12 protein-coding genes are annotated in these 16,600 nt (G+C 57.8%); 9 read left to right on the plus strand and 3 right to left on the minus strand.

Going from position 1 to position 16,600, the window contains the following annotated elements:
• Positions 1–213 precede the first annotated feature (213 nt).
• Positions 214–2,955 carry a sensor domain-containing protein gene (locus ACQYWX_RS13415; RefSeq protein WP_216738375.1) on the plus strand — a complete coding sequence of 914 codons (2,742 nt, stop codon included), beginning with the start codon at positions 214–216 and terminating at the stop codon, positions 2,953–2,955.
• Between the two features lie 23 nt (positions 2,956–2,978).
• Here the strand turns inward: ACQYWX_RS13415 and ACQYWX_RS13420 are convergent, their stop codons facing one another.
• Together ACQYWX_RS13420 and ACQYWX_RS13425 are read right to left on the minus strand one after the other, a co-directional pair.
• Positions 2,979–3,548, minus strand: a complete 570-nt coding sequence (locus tag ACQYWX_RS13420) for a hypothetical protein (protein ID WP_216738376.1) — start codon at positions 3,546–3,548, stop codon at positions 2,979–2,981.
• 132 nt (positions 3,549–3,680) lie between these two features.
• Positions 3,681–4,571, minus strand: coding sequence for a LysR substrate-binding domain-containing protein (locus ACQYWX_RS13425; protein WP_279507194.1), 891 nt, complete (start codon positions 4,569–4,571; stop codon positions 3,681–3,683).
• Positions 4,572–4,771: 200 nt separating this feature from the next.
• On the opposite strand from ACQYWX_RS13425, the gene gcvH reads away from it, so the two are divergent.
• The 5 genes from gcvH (at position 4,772) to gcvT (ending at position 12,060) form a co-directional block, all read left to right on the plus strand.
• Entirely contained in the window at positions 4,772–5,146 is a 375-nt protein-coding gene (gene gcvH, locus ACQYWX_RS13430; RefSeq protein ID WP_347815430.1) for a glycine cleavage system protein GcvH, read from the plus strand.
• 4 nt (positions 5,147–5,150) lie between these two features.
• Positions 5,151–8,033, plus strand: coding sequence for an aminomethyl-transferring glycine dehydrogenase (gene gcvP, locus ACQYWX_RS13435; RefSeq protein WP_431689127.1), 2,883 nt, complete (start codon positions 5,151–5,153; stop codon positions 8,031–8,033).
• Between the two features lie 72 nt (positions 8,034–8,105).
• Positions 8,106–9,386, plus strand: coding sequence for a serine hydroxymethyltransferase (gene glyA / locus ACQYWX_RS13440; RefSeq protein ID WP_431689128.1), 1,281 nt, complete (start codon positions 8,106–8,108; stop codon positions 9,384–9,386).
• Between the two features lie 74 nt (positions 9,387–9,460).
• On the plus strand, positions 9,461–10,840 hold the full coding sequence (locus tag ACQYWX_RS13445) for an L-serine ammonia-lyase (protein WP_431689129.1): 1,380 nt from the start codon (positions 9,461–9,463) through the stop codon (positions 10,838–10,840).
• Positions 10,841–10,929: 89 nt separating this feature from the next.
• Positions 10,930–12,060: a glycine cleavage system aminomethyltransferase GcvT gene (gene gcvT, locus ACQYWX_RS13450; RefSeq protein ID WP_431689130.1), complete on the plus strand. Its 1,131-nt coding sequence runs from the start codon at positions 10,930–10,932 to the stop codon at positions 12,058–12,060.
• Here gcvT and ACQYWX_RS13455 read toward each other — a convergent pair.
• Positions 12,048–12,929: a substrate-binding periplasmic protein gene (locus tag ACQYWX_RS13455; RefSeq protein WP_431689131.1), complete on the minus strand. Its 882-nt coding sequence runs from the start codon at positions 12,927–12,929 to the stop codon at positions 12,048–12,050. The genes gcvT and ACQYWX_RS13455 overlap by 13 nt on opposite strands.
• Before the next feature lie 396 nt (positions 12,930–13,325).
• On the opposite strand from ACQYWX_RS13455, the gene ACQYWX_RS13460 reads away from it, so the two are divergent.
• From ACQYWX_RS13460 to ACQYWX_RS13470, 3 genes are read left to right on the plus strand one after another with little or no spacing between them, the layout of a single operon-like run.
• Positions 13,326–14,771 (plus strand): DUF2868 domain-containing protein, encoded by a 1,446-nt coding sequence (locus tag ACQYWX_RS13460; RefSeq protein ID WP_431689132.1) that lies wholly within the window; start codon positions 13,326–13,328, stop codon positions 14,769–14,771.
• Complete coding sequence (locus ACQYWX_RS13465) at positions 14,764–16,179, plus strand: GTPase/DUF3482 domain-containing protein (RefSeq protein ID WP_431689133.1); 1,416 nt, start codon at positions 14,764–14,766, stop codon at positions 16,177–16,179. Before ACQYWX_RS13460 ends, ACQYWX_RS13465 begins: the two co-directional genes overlap by 8 nt.
• Positions 16,180–16,229: 50 nt before the next feature.
• Positions 16,230–16,550, plus strand: coding sequence for a DUF4156 domain-containing protein (locus ACQYWX_RS13470; protein WP_164887258.1), 321 nt, complete (start codon positions 16,230–16,232; stop codon positions 16,548–16,550).
• The last annotated feature ends 50 nt before the right edge of the window (positions 16,551–16,600 follow it).

Consider the following 16,600-nt stretch of genomic DNA (forward strand, 5'->3'; position numbering starts at 1 on the left):
AAGGTGATTCATTGAGCCCGTGGAGTGTAGATAGTCTGGTTGAAACTCATCCAATTTCCATGACTATTTTTAGTCGGTTTGACAGTCATCAATTCATTTGGCTTTTATTGCGCCCCACTAAGGCAAAATCGCGGTCTTGTGCTAGTTTCCTTTATAAAAAAACAACAAAGCCGCTACTGGCGGACATGCGAAAACCTGGGAAGATTCCACAGCGTGCGCTTGATACATCTCAAAAGTCATATTCGTTCCTACCTCCGACGTTTACTCGTCTTCTCCTTGCTTGGCGCTGGCCTGCTCTCCACGGTATTTTTGTGGGCTGATTATCAGATGATGGAGGCGTTGCCCGCCGCGCAGAAAGCGGAACTGTCTCTGCAAAGCGCCATGTTGTATCTCCTGATCGCCTGTGTCGTTCTGATCGGCGCCGTGGTGGCCTGGATACTCACTTCCAATGAGGCTCGCAATGAGGCATTGCGCGAGAGCCGCAACAACCTGGATAAAGCGCAGCAAATCGCCCGGCTGGGCAACTGGCTTTGGGATCTAAAATGCAACGAGGTGTATTGGTCGGATCAGGTCTATCGCAATCTGGGCCTGTCGCTCCACAACAACAAGGCCTCCTATGAAAAGTTCCTGGAATGCGTGCATCCAGATGACAGGGCGCGCGTGGTCAAGCTCGTGGATGAGGCGTTGGAGAATAAGCAGGTGTACGCCATCGAACATCGCGTCATCTGGCCCGGAGGCGAGGAGCGCATCATGTGCGGGGCGGGCGAGGTGATCTTTGACGCTCAGGGACACCCTGTGCAAATGCACGGAACCATTCAGGACATCACTGAGCGTAAGCGCGATGAAAATCGCAAGAATGAATATGCGCACCTGATCTACGATCTCTATAACAATGCGCCATGTGGCTATCACTCCCTGGACCCTCAAGGACTGATCGTGGACATCAACGAGACGGCGCTACGCTGGCTGGGCTATTCACGTAATGAGCTGGTCGGCAAAGTTATGTTTTGCGATCTGCTGTCGGAAGACTGCGTGCAGTTGTGCTGGGATAAGCTGGGGCAACTGAAGAAAGGCGGCACGCTGAGCAATCTGGAGTTGAATGTTCGCTGCAAAGACGGCCGGTTATTCTGCGTTTTACTGAGCAGCACGGCGCTGCAGAGTGAGGACGGCGAGTTTCGGGGCAGCCGCTGCATATTGGTGGATTACACGGAACGTCGTCGCCACGAGAAGGAGCTGCAGCAGGCGGCGGTGGTGTTCGACGCCATCCGCGAAGCGGTCATTATCACAGACGACGCGCGCAATATCGTGGCGGTGAACAACGCCTTCACCGAGATTACTGGCTACACCCTGGAAGATGTCTACGGACGCAACCCCCGCCTGCAACAGTCCGGCCGCCATGACAAAACCTTTTACCAATCCCTGTGGCGCTCCATCACCGAGCACGGCCACTGGCAGGGCGAGATCGAGAACAAGCGGCGTAATGGCGAGATCTATCCCGCCTGGCAGAACATCAATGTGGTCTACGATAGAAACGGTAAAATCGCCAACTATGTGTCGGTGTTCTCTGACATCAGCGTGATCAAAGAGAAGGAAAAGCAACTGCGCCATCTCGCCAACCATGACTCGCTGACCGGGTTGCCCAATCGACTGCTGTTCTTCAACAGCCTTGAGATTTCCCTGGAGCGGGCCAAGCGGCGGCGTATGCAAGTAGCGCTGATGTTTATCGACCTGGATCGCTTCAAGATTATCAACGACACCATGGGGCATGAGGCTGGCGATATCCTGCTGAAAACCGTGGCGCGACGGTTGTCGGAAGCGGTGCGGGGCGAAGATATGGTGGCGCGCCTGGGGGGAGACGAGTTCACCATCAGTCTGGAAGAGCTGTCCAACACCGAGGACGCCGCCGCCATGGCTGGCAAACTGATCGAAACCATTCGTCAGCCCATTCACATCGGCGGCCATGAAATTGTCTGCTCCGCCAGTATTGGCATTGCTATTTTCCCTCATGATGCGGATAGCGCGCAGAATCTGGCGCGGGCGGCGGATGCGGCCATGTATCGGGCCAAAGAGCTGCACCGCAATACCTTTGAGTTCTACACCAGCGAATTGACGGAAAGGGCGATAGAGCACCTGACTCTGAGCAGTGAGATGCGGCAAGCCCTGGAGCGCAATGAGTTTGAACTCTACTACCAGCCGCAATTCAATCTGGCCAGCGGCAAGCTGGTGGGAGCGGAGACGCTACTGCGCTGGCGGCATCCCACGCGGGGACTGATAACCCCCTACTGTTTCATCAATATTGCGGAAGACAGCGCTCTGATCGACCCCATTGGCAGGTGGGTGATCAACCAGCTGTGTCGGGATGTGGCGGGCTGGTTGAAAGAGGGGCTGAAGTTGCCACGTATCGCTTTTAATGTTTCAGGCAAACAATTAGAGCATTACGATGTCAAAGGGCGCATCGAACATGCATTGCAACGCTGGGGACTGGAGCCGTCCGACCTGGATCTGGAGCTGGAAGTAACGGAAGGCGCTCTACAGTATGAGGAACGCAGCGTGGAGGTGCTCAGACAGGTGCGGTCGCTGGGCCTGAGCGTGGCCATTGATGATTTCGGTACGGGATATTCCTCTCTCAGCCGGCTCAAGCGGATGCCGATAGATACGCTCAAGATCGACCGCATGTTTATTCGCGACTTACCGGAAGACCCCAATAATCAAGCTTTAGCCAGCGGCATTATTCTGCTAGGCCGGGCGCTGGGCCTCAAAGTGGTGGCCGAAGGCGTGGAGAATGTGGAGCAGTTGCGTTTTTTGCAGGAGCGCGACTGCGATGAGGTGCAGGGTTTTCTGCTCAGCAAGCCTCTGCCCAAGGCGGCGTTTGTAAAGCTGTTAAAAGGGGAGGGTTTGCCTGTCATTCCGCCGGCGTCGCTGACAGTGGTCAGGAAGCCGGCGGCGTCGGATTAGCGGATACGACTCCGCTTTAATACTCAGTAGATACAGCCGCCGTCAGGGCCGCAGGTGACGCTGATTCCATGGCTGGGGTCGGATGAAATAAACCCCGAGGTGGTTCCGTCGCTGATTACCGAACCGCCACGGCCACTGTGACCCAGGCCGCGACTGCCGCCGCCCCGGTTGCTGAACATCGGCGCCAGATTAAATAGCGCCGGCCCGCCTTCATAACCGCCGACGCCTGCGGCGTTGAGCCAGTAACGCCCGGGAATCGCCTGGCCGAAATAGTTTCTCAGAGCCATGGCTTCGCTGGGGTGTATTTCCCGACCGTTGATAAAAATGCTGGTGCCGCCGCCGGAGATATCCGCGGGCAGGGGAGCGGAGATGGGAAGTCCAGGATAGGTGACGCCGACAGTCGGGCCGCCTTCAAAGCCCCATGCGCCGGTGTGTGCGTCGTACCAGTATTGGCCCGGTTGCAGACGAATCCCTTGCTGCGCGAAGTAGTTGGCCACTTGGGCGTCGAGGGGCGCGCGATTCACGATCACCCCCTCCGCCATTGCTGTGACTGAAATCAGTAGTGTCAGAAGAATCGTGCATGAACGAAACATCGTCGTCCTCCCGCCATCGCTACAAATGACTTGATTGCAAGGCTTTCGCCGATAAAACACCTATGAGGGGGCGTTAAAAACAAGTAGCGCGCTTTTTGACCAGATTCCGTCAATAAATTTTTGTTTCTTGAGTTAGCCAGCGCGCAGGCCATCCAGACTCAAGCCGTCGCCCGCCACCGGCGCAGTACGGGAAATAAACTGCACGAAGCCGGCCACGGCGGGTGAAGTCTGTTCCCGGTTATATAAAAGACGCATTTGCACGCCCGGCAAGGCGGGCAGATAGTCGCTGCTCTCCACCACGCGCAATCCTTCAGGCACGATGCTTTTGCCCAGGACCGTGACCCCCAGTCCCGCCAGTACGCCTGCGCGTATGCCGCTGAAACTGGCGCAAGTGTAAACAATGCGCCAGGGAATGCTCATGGAGTCCAGGGCTTCAATAATGCGATGGCGGTAAACGCAGCCCCGCGGCGCGACGATCAACGGCACCGGATGGCGGGTATGGCAGGTGTGATGAATGCTGGTGGCCCACACCAGATCCTCCATCCAGCCTTCTTCCGGAGAGATAGTGCGCAGGCTGGTATGTAGGGCGAACACCAAGTCCAGCTCTTTAGAGCGATAACGCTCCACCAGATTGGAACTGAGATCGCAGGTGACCTCCAGCGTGACGTTAGGGTGCGCCTGGGAAAACTTGCCCAACACCTCCGGCAACGAACTGGCGAATTCGTTGGGAATCCCCAGGCGCAGGCAGCCGGCCAGCTCCGGCTGCGATAGTTTGATCATAGCTTCTTTATTAAGAGCGAGGATGTCGCGGGCGTACTGCAACAGAATCAGCCCCTCCGGCGTGGGAGCCAGCGCCTTGTTGTTGCGCACCAGCAGGGTGGTGCCTACTAACTCCTCCAGTCGCCGGATCTGCAGACTGATTGCTGGTTGGGAGCGTCCCAACGCGTCGCCAGCCTGAGTAAAACCGCCATAATCCGCTACGGCGACAAAGGTTTGCAGGAGATCGGTAGGGAGATAATTCACAGCGTTACCATAAATATTTTAAATAAATGCATTTTAACTATTAATTTCACAAATCAATAGCCCGGAGTTATGGTTCAGCTATATAAAAACGATATCGCTGTAGTCCTGTTTCGGCGGCGTCTCTCTCTGTCGATACGTCCTGAGGCGGGCTCAGAAGGATAATTTATTCCAACCGGTTCCAATTGAGGAGTATGTTACGTATGAGCGGTCTGAAATTCACCGAAGATCACGAGTGGTTGTCCATGGAGTCCGATGAAGTCGGTGTTGTGGGCATTACAGATTACGCACAGGCGCAACTGGGCGATCTGGTGTTCGTTGAGCTGCCCGAAGTGGGCCGTGAAGTCAGCCAGGGCGAAGATATCGGCGTAGTGGAGTCGGTGAAAACCGCCAGCGATATCAAGAGCCCCGTCAGCGGCGTCGTAGTCGCCGTGAACGAAGCGCTGAGCGACGAACCTGGGAAAGTGAACGAAGACCCCACAGGAGAAGGTTGGATTTACAAAATCTCTCTATCCAATGCTTCTGAAGTTGAGTCGCTGATGGATGACGCGGCTTATAAGGCGCTGACAGGAGAGTAAGATCATGAGCGATACACGCGAAACTCTGGCTGAACTGGAGCAGCGGGACGCTTTCATCGGTCGCCACATCGGCCCGGATGAAGCGGAAAAGACCGCCATGTTGAACGCGCTGGGCGTGGCCGACATGGAAACGCTGATCAGCAAAACCGTTCCTGAAACCATCCGCATCCAGGAAGGTCTCGATCTCGACGGCCCTTGCACCGAAGCACAGGCGCTGGCGGAGCTGAAAGCCTTCGCTGAACGTAACAAAGTTTTCAAAACCTACATCGGCATGGGTTACTACAACACCCTGACGCCGACGGTCATCCTCCGTAACGTATTGGAAAACCCCGCCTGGTACACCGCTTATACTCCGTATCAGCCGGAAATCTCCCAAGGCCGTCTGGAAGCGCTGTTGAACTTCCAAACCATGATCGGCGACCTCACCGGTATGGAAATGGCCAACGCTTCTCTATTGGACGAAGGCACCGCGGCGGCGGAAGCCATGACCATGTGTCGTCGCGTCAACGCCAAGAACAAGAGCAATGTGTTCTTTGTTGCGGATGACTGTCTGCCGCAGACGATCGAAGTGGTTAAAGGCCGCGCTGAGCCTTTGGGCATTGAAGTGGTTGTCGGCGATCCGCAGAAAGACCTGCAAAACCATGATTACTTCGCTGTTCTGTTGCAATATCCGGGCGTCAACGGCGATGTCCGTGATTACCGCGAACTGATCAAAACCGCACACGCAGCCAATGCGTTGGCGATCATGGCGGCGGATATTCTGTCTCTGACCCTGTTGACGCCTCCGGGCGAACTGGGTGCGGATATCGCTATCGGCAACAGCCAGCGTTTCGGCGTGCCCTTGTTCTTTGGCGGCCCGCACGCGGCTTACATCGCCACTAAAGACGAGTACAAGCGCTCTCTGCCAGGTCGTCTGGTAGGCGTTTCCGTAGACGCCAATGGCGATAAAGCCTACCGCCTGGCGCTGCAGACCCGCGAACAGCACATTCGTCGTCAGAACGCGACATCGAACATCTGTACCGCACAGGCGTTGCTGGCGATCACCGCCTCTATGTACGGCGCTTATCACGGTCCAGAAGGACTCAAGCGCATCGCCCGTCGCGTGCATCGCCTGACCGCCATCCTGACGGAAGGCCTGAAGCAGGCGGGACGCACCGTCAACACGGCGCATTTCTTTGACACTGTGTCCGTCGCCACTGGCGGCGATACAGACGCGGTCTACCAAGCCGCTCTGCAGCAGAAGATCAACCTGCGGCGCATCGATGATAAAACCCTGGGCGTTTCACTGGACGAAACAACTACCCGCGAAGATGTCGCCGCACTTTTACATGTATTCGCCTCCGGCAAGCCGGTTGCGGATGTCGCGACGCTGGACGCCTCCGCCAAGGATGCGATTCCCGCCGAGCTGCGCCGTCAAAGCGCATTCATGACGCACACCGTATTCAACCGTTACCATTCCGAAACGGAAATGCTGCGTTATCTGCGTCGTCTGTCGGACAAGGATCTGGCGCTCGACCGCACCATGATCCCGCTGGGTTCCTGCACCATGAAGCTGAACGCCACCACGGAAATGACCCCGGTGAGCTGGGACGGCTTCTGCGCGATTCACCCCTTCGCGCCGCTGGATCAAACGGAAGGCTATCGCGCCCTGATCGCTGATCTGGAGCGTATGCTCAGCGCCGCAACCGGTTACGCTGCGTTCTCTCTGCAGCCCAATGCGGGTTCACAGGGCGAATACGCGGGCCTGCTGGCGATTCGCGCTTATCATCAGAGCCGCGGAGAAGGCGATCGCGACGTCTGTCTGATCCCCAATTCCGCACACGGCACCAACCCTGCGTCCGCGCAGATGGTGGGCATGAAAGTCGTGGCGGTGAAGTGCGACGACAACGGCAACGTGGATCTGAACGATCTGCGTTTGAAAGCCGAGCAGCACAGCGCCAAACTGGCGGCGTTGATGGCGACCTATCCGTCCACACACGGCGTATTCGAAGAGGGCATCCGCGAAGTATGTTCCATCGTGCATCAGCACGGCGGTCAGGTATACATCGACGGAGCCAACCTCAACGCGATGGTCGGCCTGTGTAAGCCCGGTCAGTTCGGCGGCGACGTATCGCACTTGAACCTGCACAAAACATTCTGTATCCCGCACGGCGGCGGAGGTCCTGGCGTTGGCCCGATTGGCGTCGCGGCGCATCTTGCTCCGTTCCTGCCTGGCCACAGCGCCATGGGCGAGACAGCGGACAAAGCGATTGCGCCTATCTCCGCAGCGCCTTGGGGCAGCGCGGGCATTCTGCCTATTTCCTGGACTTATATCCGCATGATGGGCGGTGAAGGCCTGACCGAAGCGACCAAGTCGGCGATTCTGAACGCCAACTACATCGCCAAGCGTCTGGAGCCGCACTATCCCGTGCTGTATACCGGTTCGCAAGGTTTCGTGGCGCATGAGTGCATCATCGACGTACGTCCGTTCAAAGACAGCTGCGGCGTGACCGTTGACGATATCGCCAAGCGTTTGATCGACTTCGGCTTCCACGCGCCAACCATGTCATTCCCAGTTCCAGGCACGCTGATGATTGAGCCGACCGAGAGTGAGTCTCTGGCGGAACTGGATCGCTTCTGCGACGCCATGATCGCTATCCGCGAGGAAATCCGCGCAATTGAGAACGGCGAATACGACGTGGATCACAGCCCGTTGCACCACGCCCCGCACACAGCGGCGGACCTGGTGGGCGACTGGGATCGTCCATACAGCCGCGAGCGTGGCGTGTATCCGTTGAAGGCGCTGAAAGCGGACAAATACTGGAGCCCGGTAGGTCGTATCGACAACGTGTACGGCGACCGTAACCTGGTGTGCGCATGTCCTCCGATGACTGAGTACGAGGACTAAGCAGTACTGCGGGGCGCACACGCGTCCCGCTTCATCTGCGCAAAATAAGAATCTGAAAGAGGAACACGAGCCATGTTTACCGAAGATATGCGGATCGCTGATTACGATCCCGAGCTGTCGGCGGCCATCAACGCGGAAAAGCGCCGTCAGGAAGAACACATTGAATTGATCGCCTCCGAAAACTACGTCAGCCCACGGGTGATGGAAGCGCAAGGCGGCGTCTTGACCAACAAATACGCGGAAGGCTATCCCGGCAAGCGTTACTATGGCGGCTGCGAGCACGTCGATGTCGCGGAGCAACTGGCCATCGACCGCGCCAAGCAACTGTTCGGCGCTGATTACGCCAACGTGCAACCCCATTCTGGATCACAGGCCAACGCTGGCGTGTATCTGGCCCTGGCCAAGCCTGGCGACACCATTCTGGGCATGAGTCTGGATCATGGCGGTCATTTGACTCACGGCGCCAAGCCCAACTTCTCCGGCAAAATTTTCAACGCCGTGCAGTACGGTCTGAACCCGGAAACCGGCGAAATCGACTACGATCAAGTTGAGCGTCTGGCGAAAGAACACAAGCCTAAACTGGTTATTGCTGGCTTTTCCGCCTACTCGCGAGTCGTGGACTGGCAGCGTTTCCGTGACATCGCGGACAGCGTTGGCGCGTATCTGATCGTTGATATGGCGCACGTCGCTGGTCTTGTCGCGGCGGGTCTGTATCCGAGCCCGGTGCAAATCGCCGACGTCACCACGACCACCACGCATAAAACCTTGCGCGGTCCTCGCGGCGGCCTGATTCTGGCGAAGTCCAACCCAGAGATTGAGAAAAAACTGCAATCTTTGATTTTCCCAGGTATTCAGGGCGGTCCTCTGATGCACGTGATCGCCGCGAAGGCGGTAGCGTTCAAGGAAGCCCTGGAGCCTGCGTTCCGCGACTATCAACAGCAAGTCGTAAATAACGCCAGAGCCATGGCGGACGCTGTAAAGGCGCGCGGCTACAAAGTCGTCAGCGGCGGCACGGACAACCACCTGTTCCTGATCGACCTGATCGATAAAGGCGTAACCGGTAAAGACGCCGACGCCGCATTGGGTCGGTCTTACATTACCGTCAACAAAAATACGGTGCCGAACGATCCACAGTCGCCATTCGTGACGTCCGGTCTGCGTATCGGTACGCCAGGCGTCACCACTCGCGGCTTCAAAGAGAAAGAAGTCGTGGAGCTGGCGAACTGGATTTGCGATGTGCTGGACAATATGGGCGATGAAAGCGTTGTAGAGAAAGTCCGCGAGAAGGTGCTGAGCATCTGTCGCGATTTCCCTGTCTACCGCGCCAACGCCAAATCCGGAGCCGCCCTATGAGGCGCTCCGGTCTCTCCGTCCGCTTAGCGGGCGGGTTTCTCAAAATTTCACAGCTCCGTTGCGAGTGATGATTTATGGCTGTAAGCGTTTTTGATTTGCTCAAAATAGGCATTGGTCCTTCCAGCTCCCATACCGTGGGACCCATGAAGGCGGTGCGTCAATTCCTGCAGGGATTGCAGCGGGACAGCCTGCTGGAGCAGGTTATCACTATCAAGGCGGAATTATTTGGCTCTCTGGCCGCCACCGGTAAGGGGCACGGCTCCGATAAAGCGGTGATGCTGGGCTTGGAGGGAGAAACACCTGAAGACGTCGATACGGATGACGTGGAAGCGAAGATCGAACGTATTCGCACCCGCCGCCGCATTCGTCTGTTGGGTCTGCACGAAGTCGACTTCGTGGAGAAAGAACATCTGCTGATGAACAAGCGCGCGACCTTGCCTTATCACCCCAACGGCATGCGTTTTACGGCGTTTAATCATGGTGCGGTGGCTTTGCGTACGCGGACTTATTATTCCGTCGGCGGCGGCTTCGTTCTGGACGAGGACGCGGTGGGCGAAGACAAGATCGTCCCAGACACCACGCCGCTGCCATACGCTTTCCGCACGGCGGCGCAGTTGCTGGAGCACTGTCGCGCCACCGGTTACAGCATCAGCCGTATCATGATGGAGAACGAAAAGACCTGGCGCAGCGAAGAAGAAGTGCGCAAGGGGCTTCTGCGCATCTGGCAGGTAATGCAGGATTGCGTCGAGAACGGCTGCCGCAAAGAGGGCATTTTGCCTGGCGGTCTGAAAGTGAAGCGTCGCGCGGCGGAACTGCATCGCGCGCTGTCCAGACGGCCTGAGTCCGCCATGAAGGACCCGCTCAACGTTCTCGACTGGGTGAATCTGTATGCGCTGGCGGTGAATGAAGAAAACGCCGCGGGCGGCAGAGTGGTGACGGCGCCGACCAACGGCGCGGCGGGCATCATTCCTGCGGTACTGCACTACTATGATCGGTTTGTGGGCGGCGCCAATGACGATGGCGTCGTGCGTTTCCTGCTGACAGCGGCCGCTATTGGCGTGCTGTACAAAGAAGGCGCATCTATTTCCGGCGCCGAAGTCGGCTGTCAGGGCGAAGTGGGCGTGGCCTGCTCCATGGCGGCGGGCGCGTTGGCGGAAGTGCTCGGTGGAACGCCTCAGCAGGTGGAGAACGCCGCAGAGGTTGGTATGGAGCATAACCTTGGCCTGACCTGCGATCCTATTGGCGGACTGGTGCAGGTGCCCTGCATTGAGCGCAACGCCATGGGCTCGGTGAAAGCGATCAACGCCGCGCGTATCGCGCTGCGGGGAGATGGAAGTCACTTCGTTTCCCTGGACAAGGTCATCAAAACCATGAAAGCCACCGGCGCTGACATGAAGACCAAATACAAAGAGACCGCTCGCGGCGGTCTTGCGGTGAACGTAATCGAATGCTGATGCGCCGGTCCTTCGGGACCGGCTTCGGCGACCACAGAATTTCATGCGAACAACGGCGTCCCCGGTGACGCCTTTAGGGAGACGAAGCAATGGCTGAAAGTCATAACAACGCCGAAATGGCGAAAACCCCGTTGTATGACCTGCACGTGGAGTGCGGGGCGAAGATGGTTGAATTCGCAGGCTACGCCATGCCGGTGACATTCCCCGCAGGCATTATCAAAGAACATTTGCACACCCGCGCCAAGGCTGGACTGTTCGACGTCTCCCACATGGGGCAGGTGCGTCTGAAAGGCGCTGGCGCGGCGGAAGCGCTGGAAGCCCTGGTTCCCGGCGATATCGTCGGCCTGGAGAAGGGCGCGCAGCGCTACACGCTGTTCACCAATGACAAAGGCGGCATCCTGGACGACCTGATGGTCACCAATACTGGCGAAGACTTGTTCCTGGTGGTTAACGCCGCCTGTAAAGAACAGGATATCGCGCATCTGCGCAAGCACCTTGGCGACAAGGTGGAAATCGAAGTGCTGGAAGATCGCGCGCTGTTGGCGCTGCAAGGACCCACTGCGGCGGGCGTGATGGAAGAACTGGCTCCAGAATTGACCAAGCTGGTTTTCATGACTGGCGCCTGGGCGACTTTGGACGGCGCTGAGTGTTTCGTCACTCGATCCGGTTATACCGGCGAAGACGGCTACGAAATCTCCGTGCCTGCGGATCGTGCGGAAGCGCTGGCGCGTAAATTACTGGCGCACCCGGACGTCGAGGCTATTGGCCTGGGCGCGAGAGATTCTCTGCGTCTGGAAGCCGGCCTGTGTCTGTATGGCCATGATCTGGACACAGACACCAATCTGGTGGCGGCGAACCTGAAGTGGGTGCTGTCCAAGCCGCGTCGCGCCGATGGCGAACGCGCAGGCGGTTTCCCCGGCGCGGATGTGACCCTGAGCGAGTTTGCTGAAGGTTCTCCCCGCAAGCGCGTTGGTCTGGCTCCACAAGGCCGGGCGCCGGTGCGTGAAGGCGTTGAGATCGTCAACGGGGAAGGGCAAGTGGTTGGCGTCGTGACCAGCGGCGGCTACGGCCCCAGCGTTGAGAAGCCAGTGGCGATGGGCTACGTCAACACTGACTGCTCCGCCATGGGAACTGAGCTGAAAGCGATCGTGCGCGGTAAAGAAGTGCCGGTGACTGTCGTATCAGCGACCTTCGTTGAGCATCGCTACTACAGAGGCTGATTCGCCGCTGTAGGGCACGCAGGCGGGCAGGGAGTGGCGGTAGCTGCTTCCGCCCGCTTTGTTTGATCCGCTGTATTGCGCCTGTCCGTGTAACGGGCGAAGACCTGCTTATAATCCTCACTGCCTTTAATTTGCCTGACCCGCTGCGTCACCATGTCCCGTAATTCTGGACTGGCCTGCTTACTCAAACTGAGATAGATATCGTAGGGTGGTATCACCGCGTCCATATTGACGAAACGATAGCAGTCTGAAGGAGGTTCGCTCTCTTGCGCCAGGTTGTAGCGCAGACGAATTTCCATCTCCACGAATCCATCAACGCGCCCGGCGGCGGTCAAACGAAAGCCCTGCTCGTATTTCTCCACGCCTGTTAGCGTCAGCGCCCTGCGGGCTTCCATGCGGCGCAGTTCGGGATAGTTGAAATTGTCGAGGATGACCAGGGTCATGCCCAGTAAATCCGCCTCCCCGGCAATGCTTTTAGGGTGATCATTGCAGGTCAGCAACGCATGATTAACGGTAAATAAGGGCTCTTCCACAAAATCCCCTACATCAGTCAGGGAATTCCAGACCTTGGCGTCGTAGGCCAGCCAGACCGTCTCCGTGTCCTCTCTGATAACGCGGTGCAGACGATTGACCGGGAGCGGCTTGGGAACGAGTTGTAAAGGCGTGTCTCGAAAGATGATTTCCACCAGGTCGGTGATCAGTCCGCCTTTGTTGACGCCTTCGGAGGCTATCTGAAAAGGGCTGGCCAGGTCTTCAACAATGTAGTAGGTGATCTCTTGCGGGGCGAGCTTGTCGGCATGGGAGTGCGAAGCGAAAGAGGCCAATGAGCAACTCAGAGACGCCAACAAAACGAGCTTGGGTGCGAACATCTTGGGTACCGGCTACACGCTTTCAAGTATGCGGGATGGCAAGCATCGGCTCTGGTTGAAAACCTGGGCGTATCAGTGCGTTGCTTTCTATTAGAATTAGCATAGCCCACTTTAAAGGCAAGCGGAGGGCGATAATCCTGAAATAAAGGGCGCGACAGGCCTGTTACCGACCGAGCTTGTCGTTGCGAGGAGCGAATAGGTATTATTGGCCGACCCGGAGCGCGCGTCGCCCGCCCGCTCCGGGGTATTTTTTAGCGCAAGACAATGACAAACAGGGAGCCGTGGACGACGGACTCGCCTGATGACTGACACGAGCCAGAGGAACCGCTTTGAAATTACACGTCGCTGAATCTTATTCGTCGCAGGGGGCGTCGAATAACGTCAGGGTAAGGTTGCATGATGCCGGATAAGTTCAACGACCGGCTGCAGGCTGAAGCGATTCGGCATATTCAGGAAAACGAGGCGTATGCGGCGCTTGCGTTGCATGAGCCTGCGCATACCTCGGGTCAGGGGCTGGAGCAACATGTGTTGGACCGGGCCCGGCAAATGGGTGAAGGCGTTGCTTTAATCGCGCGCCTGCAAAAGACGGCGGAGGTGGCGAAAAAAGTCGCCTTTGCCGCAACGGCGCTGTTGTTTTGCCTGGGCGCACTGGCGGCCCGGCAGGCCTTTGACGGCGCACAGCAGGGCAGTGTGAATTTCTTCTGGCTGTTGCTGGCGCTGTTGGGCGTCAACACGCTGATGCTGGCGCTGTGGGCGGGCGGCATGGCGCTGGCGTCGCGCAAGGCTAAAACAGGCATGCTCGGCCAGACGCTGGAATGGGCGGTGGCCTACTGGATGAGCAAGCTGGGCGGCAAGAACAGCGCGGACGCCGCTGCGGCGCAGGCCTGGTTCGCGGTCATGAACGCCGGGGCGGTAGGTCGCTGGAATCTCAGCCGGCTGTCCCATGCGTTGTGGCTGTCCTATTTGCTGGGCGGATCGACGATGATTCTGCTGATGCTGGCCGCTCGCCAGTATGACTTTATTTGGGAAACCACCATCCTGTCCGAATCCTCTTTCCAAACTCTGACTCAAGCCCTGGCGGCCTTGCCGCAATGGTTTGGCTTCTCTGCGCCGACGCCGGAGCAAATCGCCGCCAGTCGTATTGGCGGTTCGCCAGCTAACGCTGAGGCGGCGCGTCAGGCATGGTCTGGCTTATTGTTAGGCGGCATGTTGACCTATGGAATCATCCCGCGTCTTTTGTTGCTGGCGGCGTCCTGGGGCGCGTACGGACGTGCGCGCGCCGCTTTTCGCCTGAATCTGGCGCGTCCTTATTACGTTCGTTTGAAACAGAAGCTGATTCCGGCCACAAGGGTGCTGGGAGTAGTGGATGCGGACGAAGGCGATCGTCCTCAGGCGGACCCCGAGCCTCAACAGGCGCAGGAGGAAACCCCACCGACGCAGAGCTACTGGCTTGGGGTGGAATTGGACAGCGCCCATATGGCTGCTGGAGATGGCGTTTCTGAGGCGTTTAATCTGGGCAATGTGTTAGATCGGGAAGGCCAGCATGCAGCGCTACAGCACGCCCTGGCGCTGAAACAGACGCCGTTGGTGCTGGCGGTGTCACTGCAACGCTCGCCAGACCGCGGCTTGAAGCGGTTTCTGGCGCAATTGACCGAAGGGCGTAAATCGCTGACTTGGCTGGAGTTGTGCGAAACGGCGGGGTATTTCGATCAGGATCAGCAAGGGCGTGACATACGCATCTGCGACTGGCACCAATTGGCCGCGGAATGCGGAATAGAGCCACAGCGGGTGGTGCACCGAGTGATCGGGACGTATTCCGAAGGGGAGATGAAGCATGGATAACGCCACGCCGTCTAAAGCCCGCGCCGGTATCGGCGGCGACCCGATTTCCGTGGCGGTGGTCGGCCACACCAACGCGGGTAAAACCTCCCTGATGCGCACTTTGCTGCGTGATCTGAAATTTGGCGTTATCTCCAACCACCCTGGCGCCACGCGGCATGTGGAGGCAGGCCAGATTCTGGTCAATGAAACGCCAGTGATCACTCTGTTTGATACGCCGGGGCTGGAGGATTCCATCGAACTGCTGGAAGCGCTGGAAAAATTGCGTCCGGAGCAGGATAACGGGCTGGGACGACTGCGCGCGTTTATCCAGGATCTGGATCGCTATCCGCAGTTTTCACAAGAAGCCAAGGTAATCCGGCAGCTGCTGCAGGATGAACTGATTTTTTATGTCGTGGATGTCCGCGAGCCGGTGCTGGGTAAATACCGGGACGAGCTGAAAGTGCTGAGTTTTGCGGCGCGTCCGGTGATTCCCGTGCTGAACTTTATCGCCGCGCCGCGCTCCAATCTGGGGCAGTGGCGTGAGCACCTGGCGGCGTTGAACCTGCATGCCCAGGTGGAGTTCGATACCGTCGCTTTCAATTTTGAGGACGAGAAGCGTCTCTATCAGAAGATGCAGGCGTTGATGGCCGCCCGCTATGACGATCTGCAACAGCTAATCGAAGAGCGTCAGAAGCAATGGGAGTCCCAGATGGACAGCGCCGCGCAGCGCATCGCCGCTTTGTGGACGGACGTGGCCAGTTTTCGACTGATGACGGCGAACGAGGAGGCGGAAATTCAGACGGCGGCGGAACGGATGCAGGAGCAGGTGCGTAAGGCGGAATCGGATTGCGTCGCCGATTTGCTGCAGATTTTTCGCTTCGCCGACGAGGACGTGACTGTCGCCGCCTTGCCGGTTCGCGATGGCGAATGGGAGCTGGATTTGTTTGATCCGGACAATATGAAGCGCATGGGCGTGGAAGCAGGCAGCGGCGCGGCCGCCGGCGCGGCGGTGGGCGTCGGCGTGGACCTGATGGCCGGCGGAGTCACCTTGGGCGCGGCGGCGGCGCTGGGCGCCCTGGCGGGAGTGGTGTGGCAGACAGGACGCCGTTATCGCGAAGATTTGACCGCGGCGATACGTAAACAACGCAAGTTGTGCGTGGACGAATCCACCCTCAAAGTATTGTGGCTGCGACAACAGTATTTATTCGAAGCGCTGCAAAAGCGGGGACATGCGTCGCAACAACCGATGGCTCTGGCGGACGGCGGCTCGCCGGAACTGCCGGGGGAGTGGTCGCGCTGGCTGCGCAAGGCGCGGGGCAATCCGGAATGGTCCAGTCTGCGCCCCGGTTGCGACCTGGATGACCAAGAGCGTGTGGCGTTTATCAAGACAATAGGTTCTAATTTACCGGGTGTTCTGGTAAAAAGTTGAAAATCTTTTTAGTAAAACACTCTAACATTCTGAAAAATATGGAAGAGAAGATGAGAAAAGCAACGTTAGTATTGATTGCGACAACCTTAATGGCCTCCGGGTGTTCGTGGGTTTCTCTGACGCCGGAAGGCGAAACCGTCAAGGTGGCCAAGAGAAATGAAGTGGCCAACTGTCAGAAACTGGGCACGACCACCTCCAACGGCGTCAGCCGCGTGGGTATCCTGAGCCGCGACGAAAAAGTCATTTTCGAAGAGTTGTCCACGCTGGCGCGGAACGAAGCGGCGTCTCTGGGCGGCAATACCGTCGTACCCGACAGTGAAATCTCCATCGACGGACGTCAGCGTTTCGCTATCTATCAGTGCCCTTACTGATCCGTATTCTGACGCCGGTTGCTGAGCGAGCGGCGTCCAGCGGGCTTTGA

It is taken from the genome of Hahella sp. NBU794 (genome assembly GCF_050749805.1).
Classification (GTDB): Bacteria; Pseudomonadota; Gammaproteobacteria; order Pseudomonadales; family Oleiphilaceae; genus Hahella.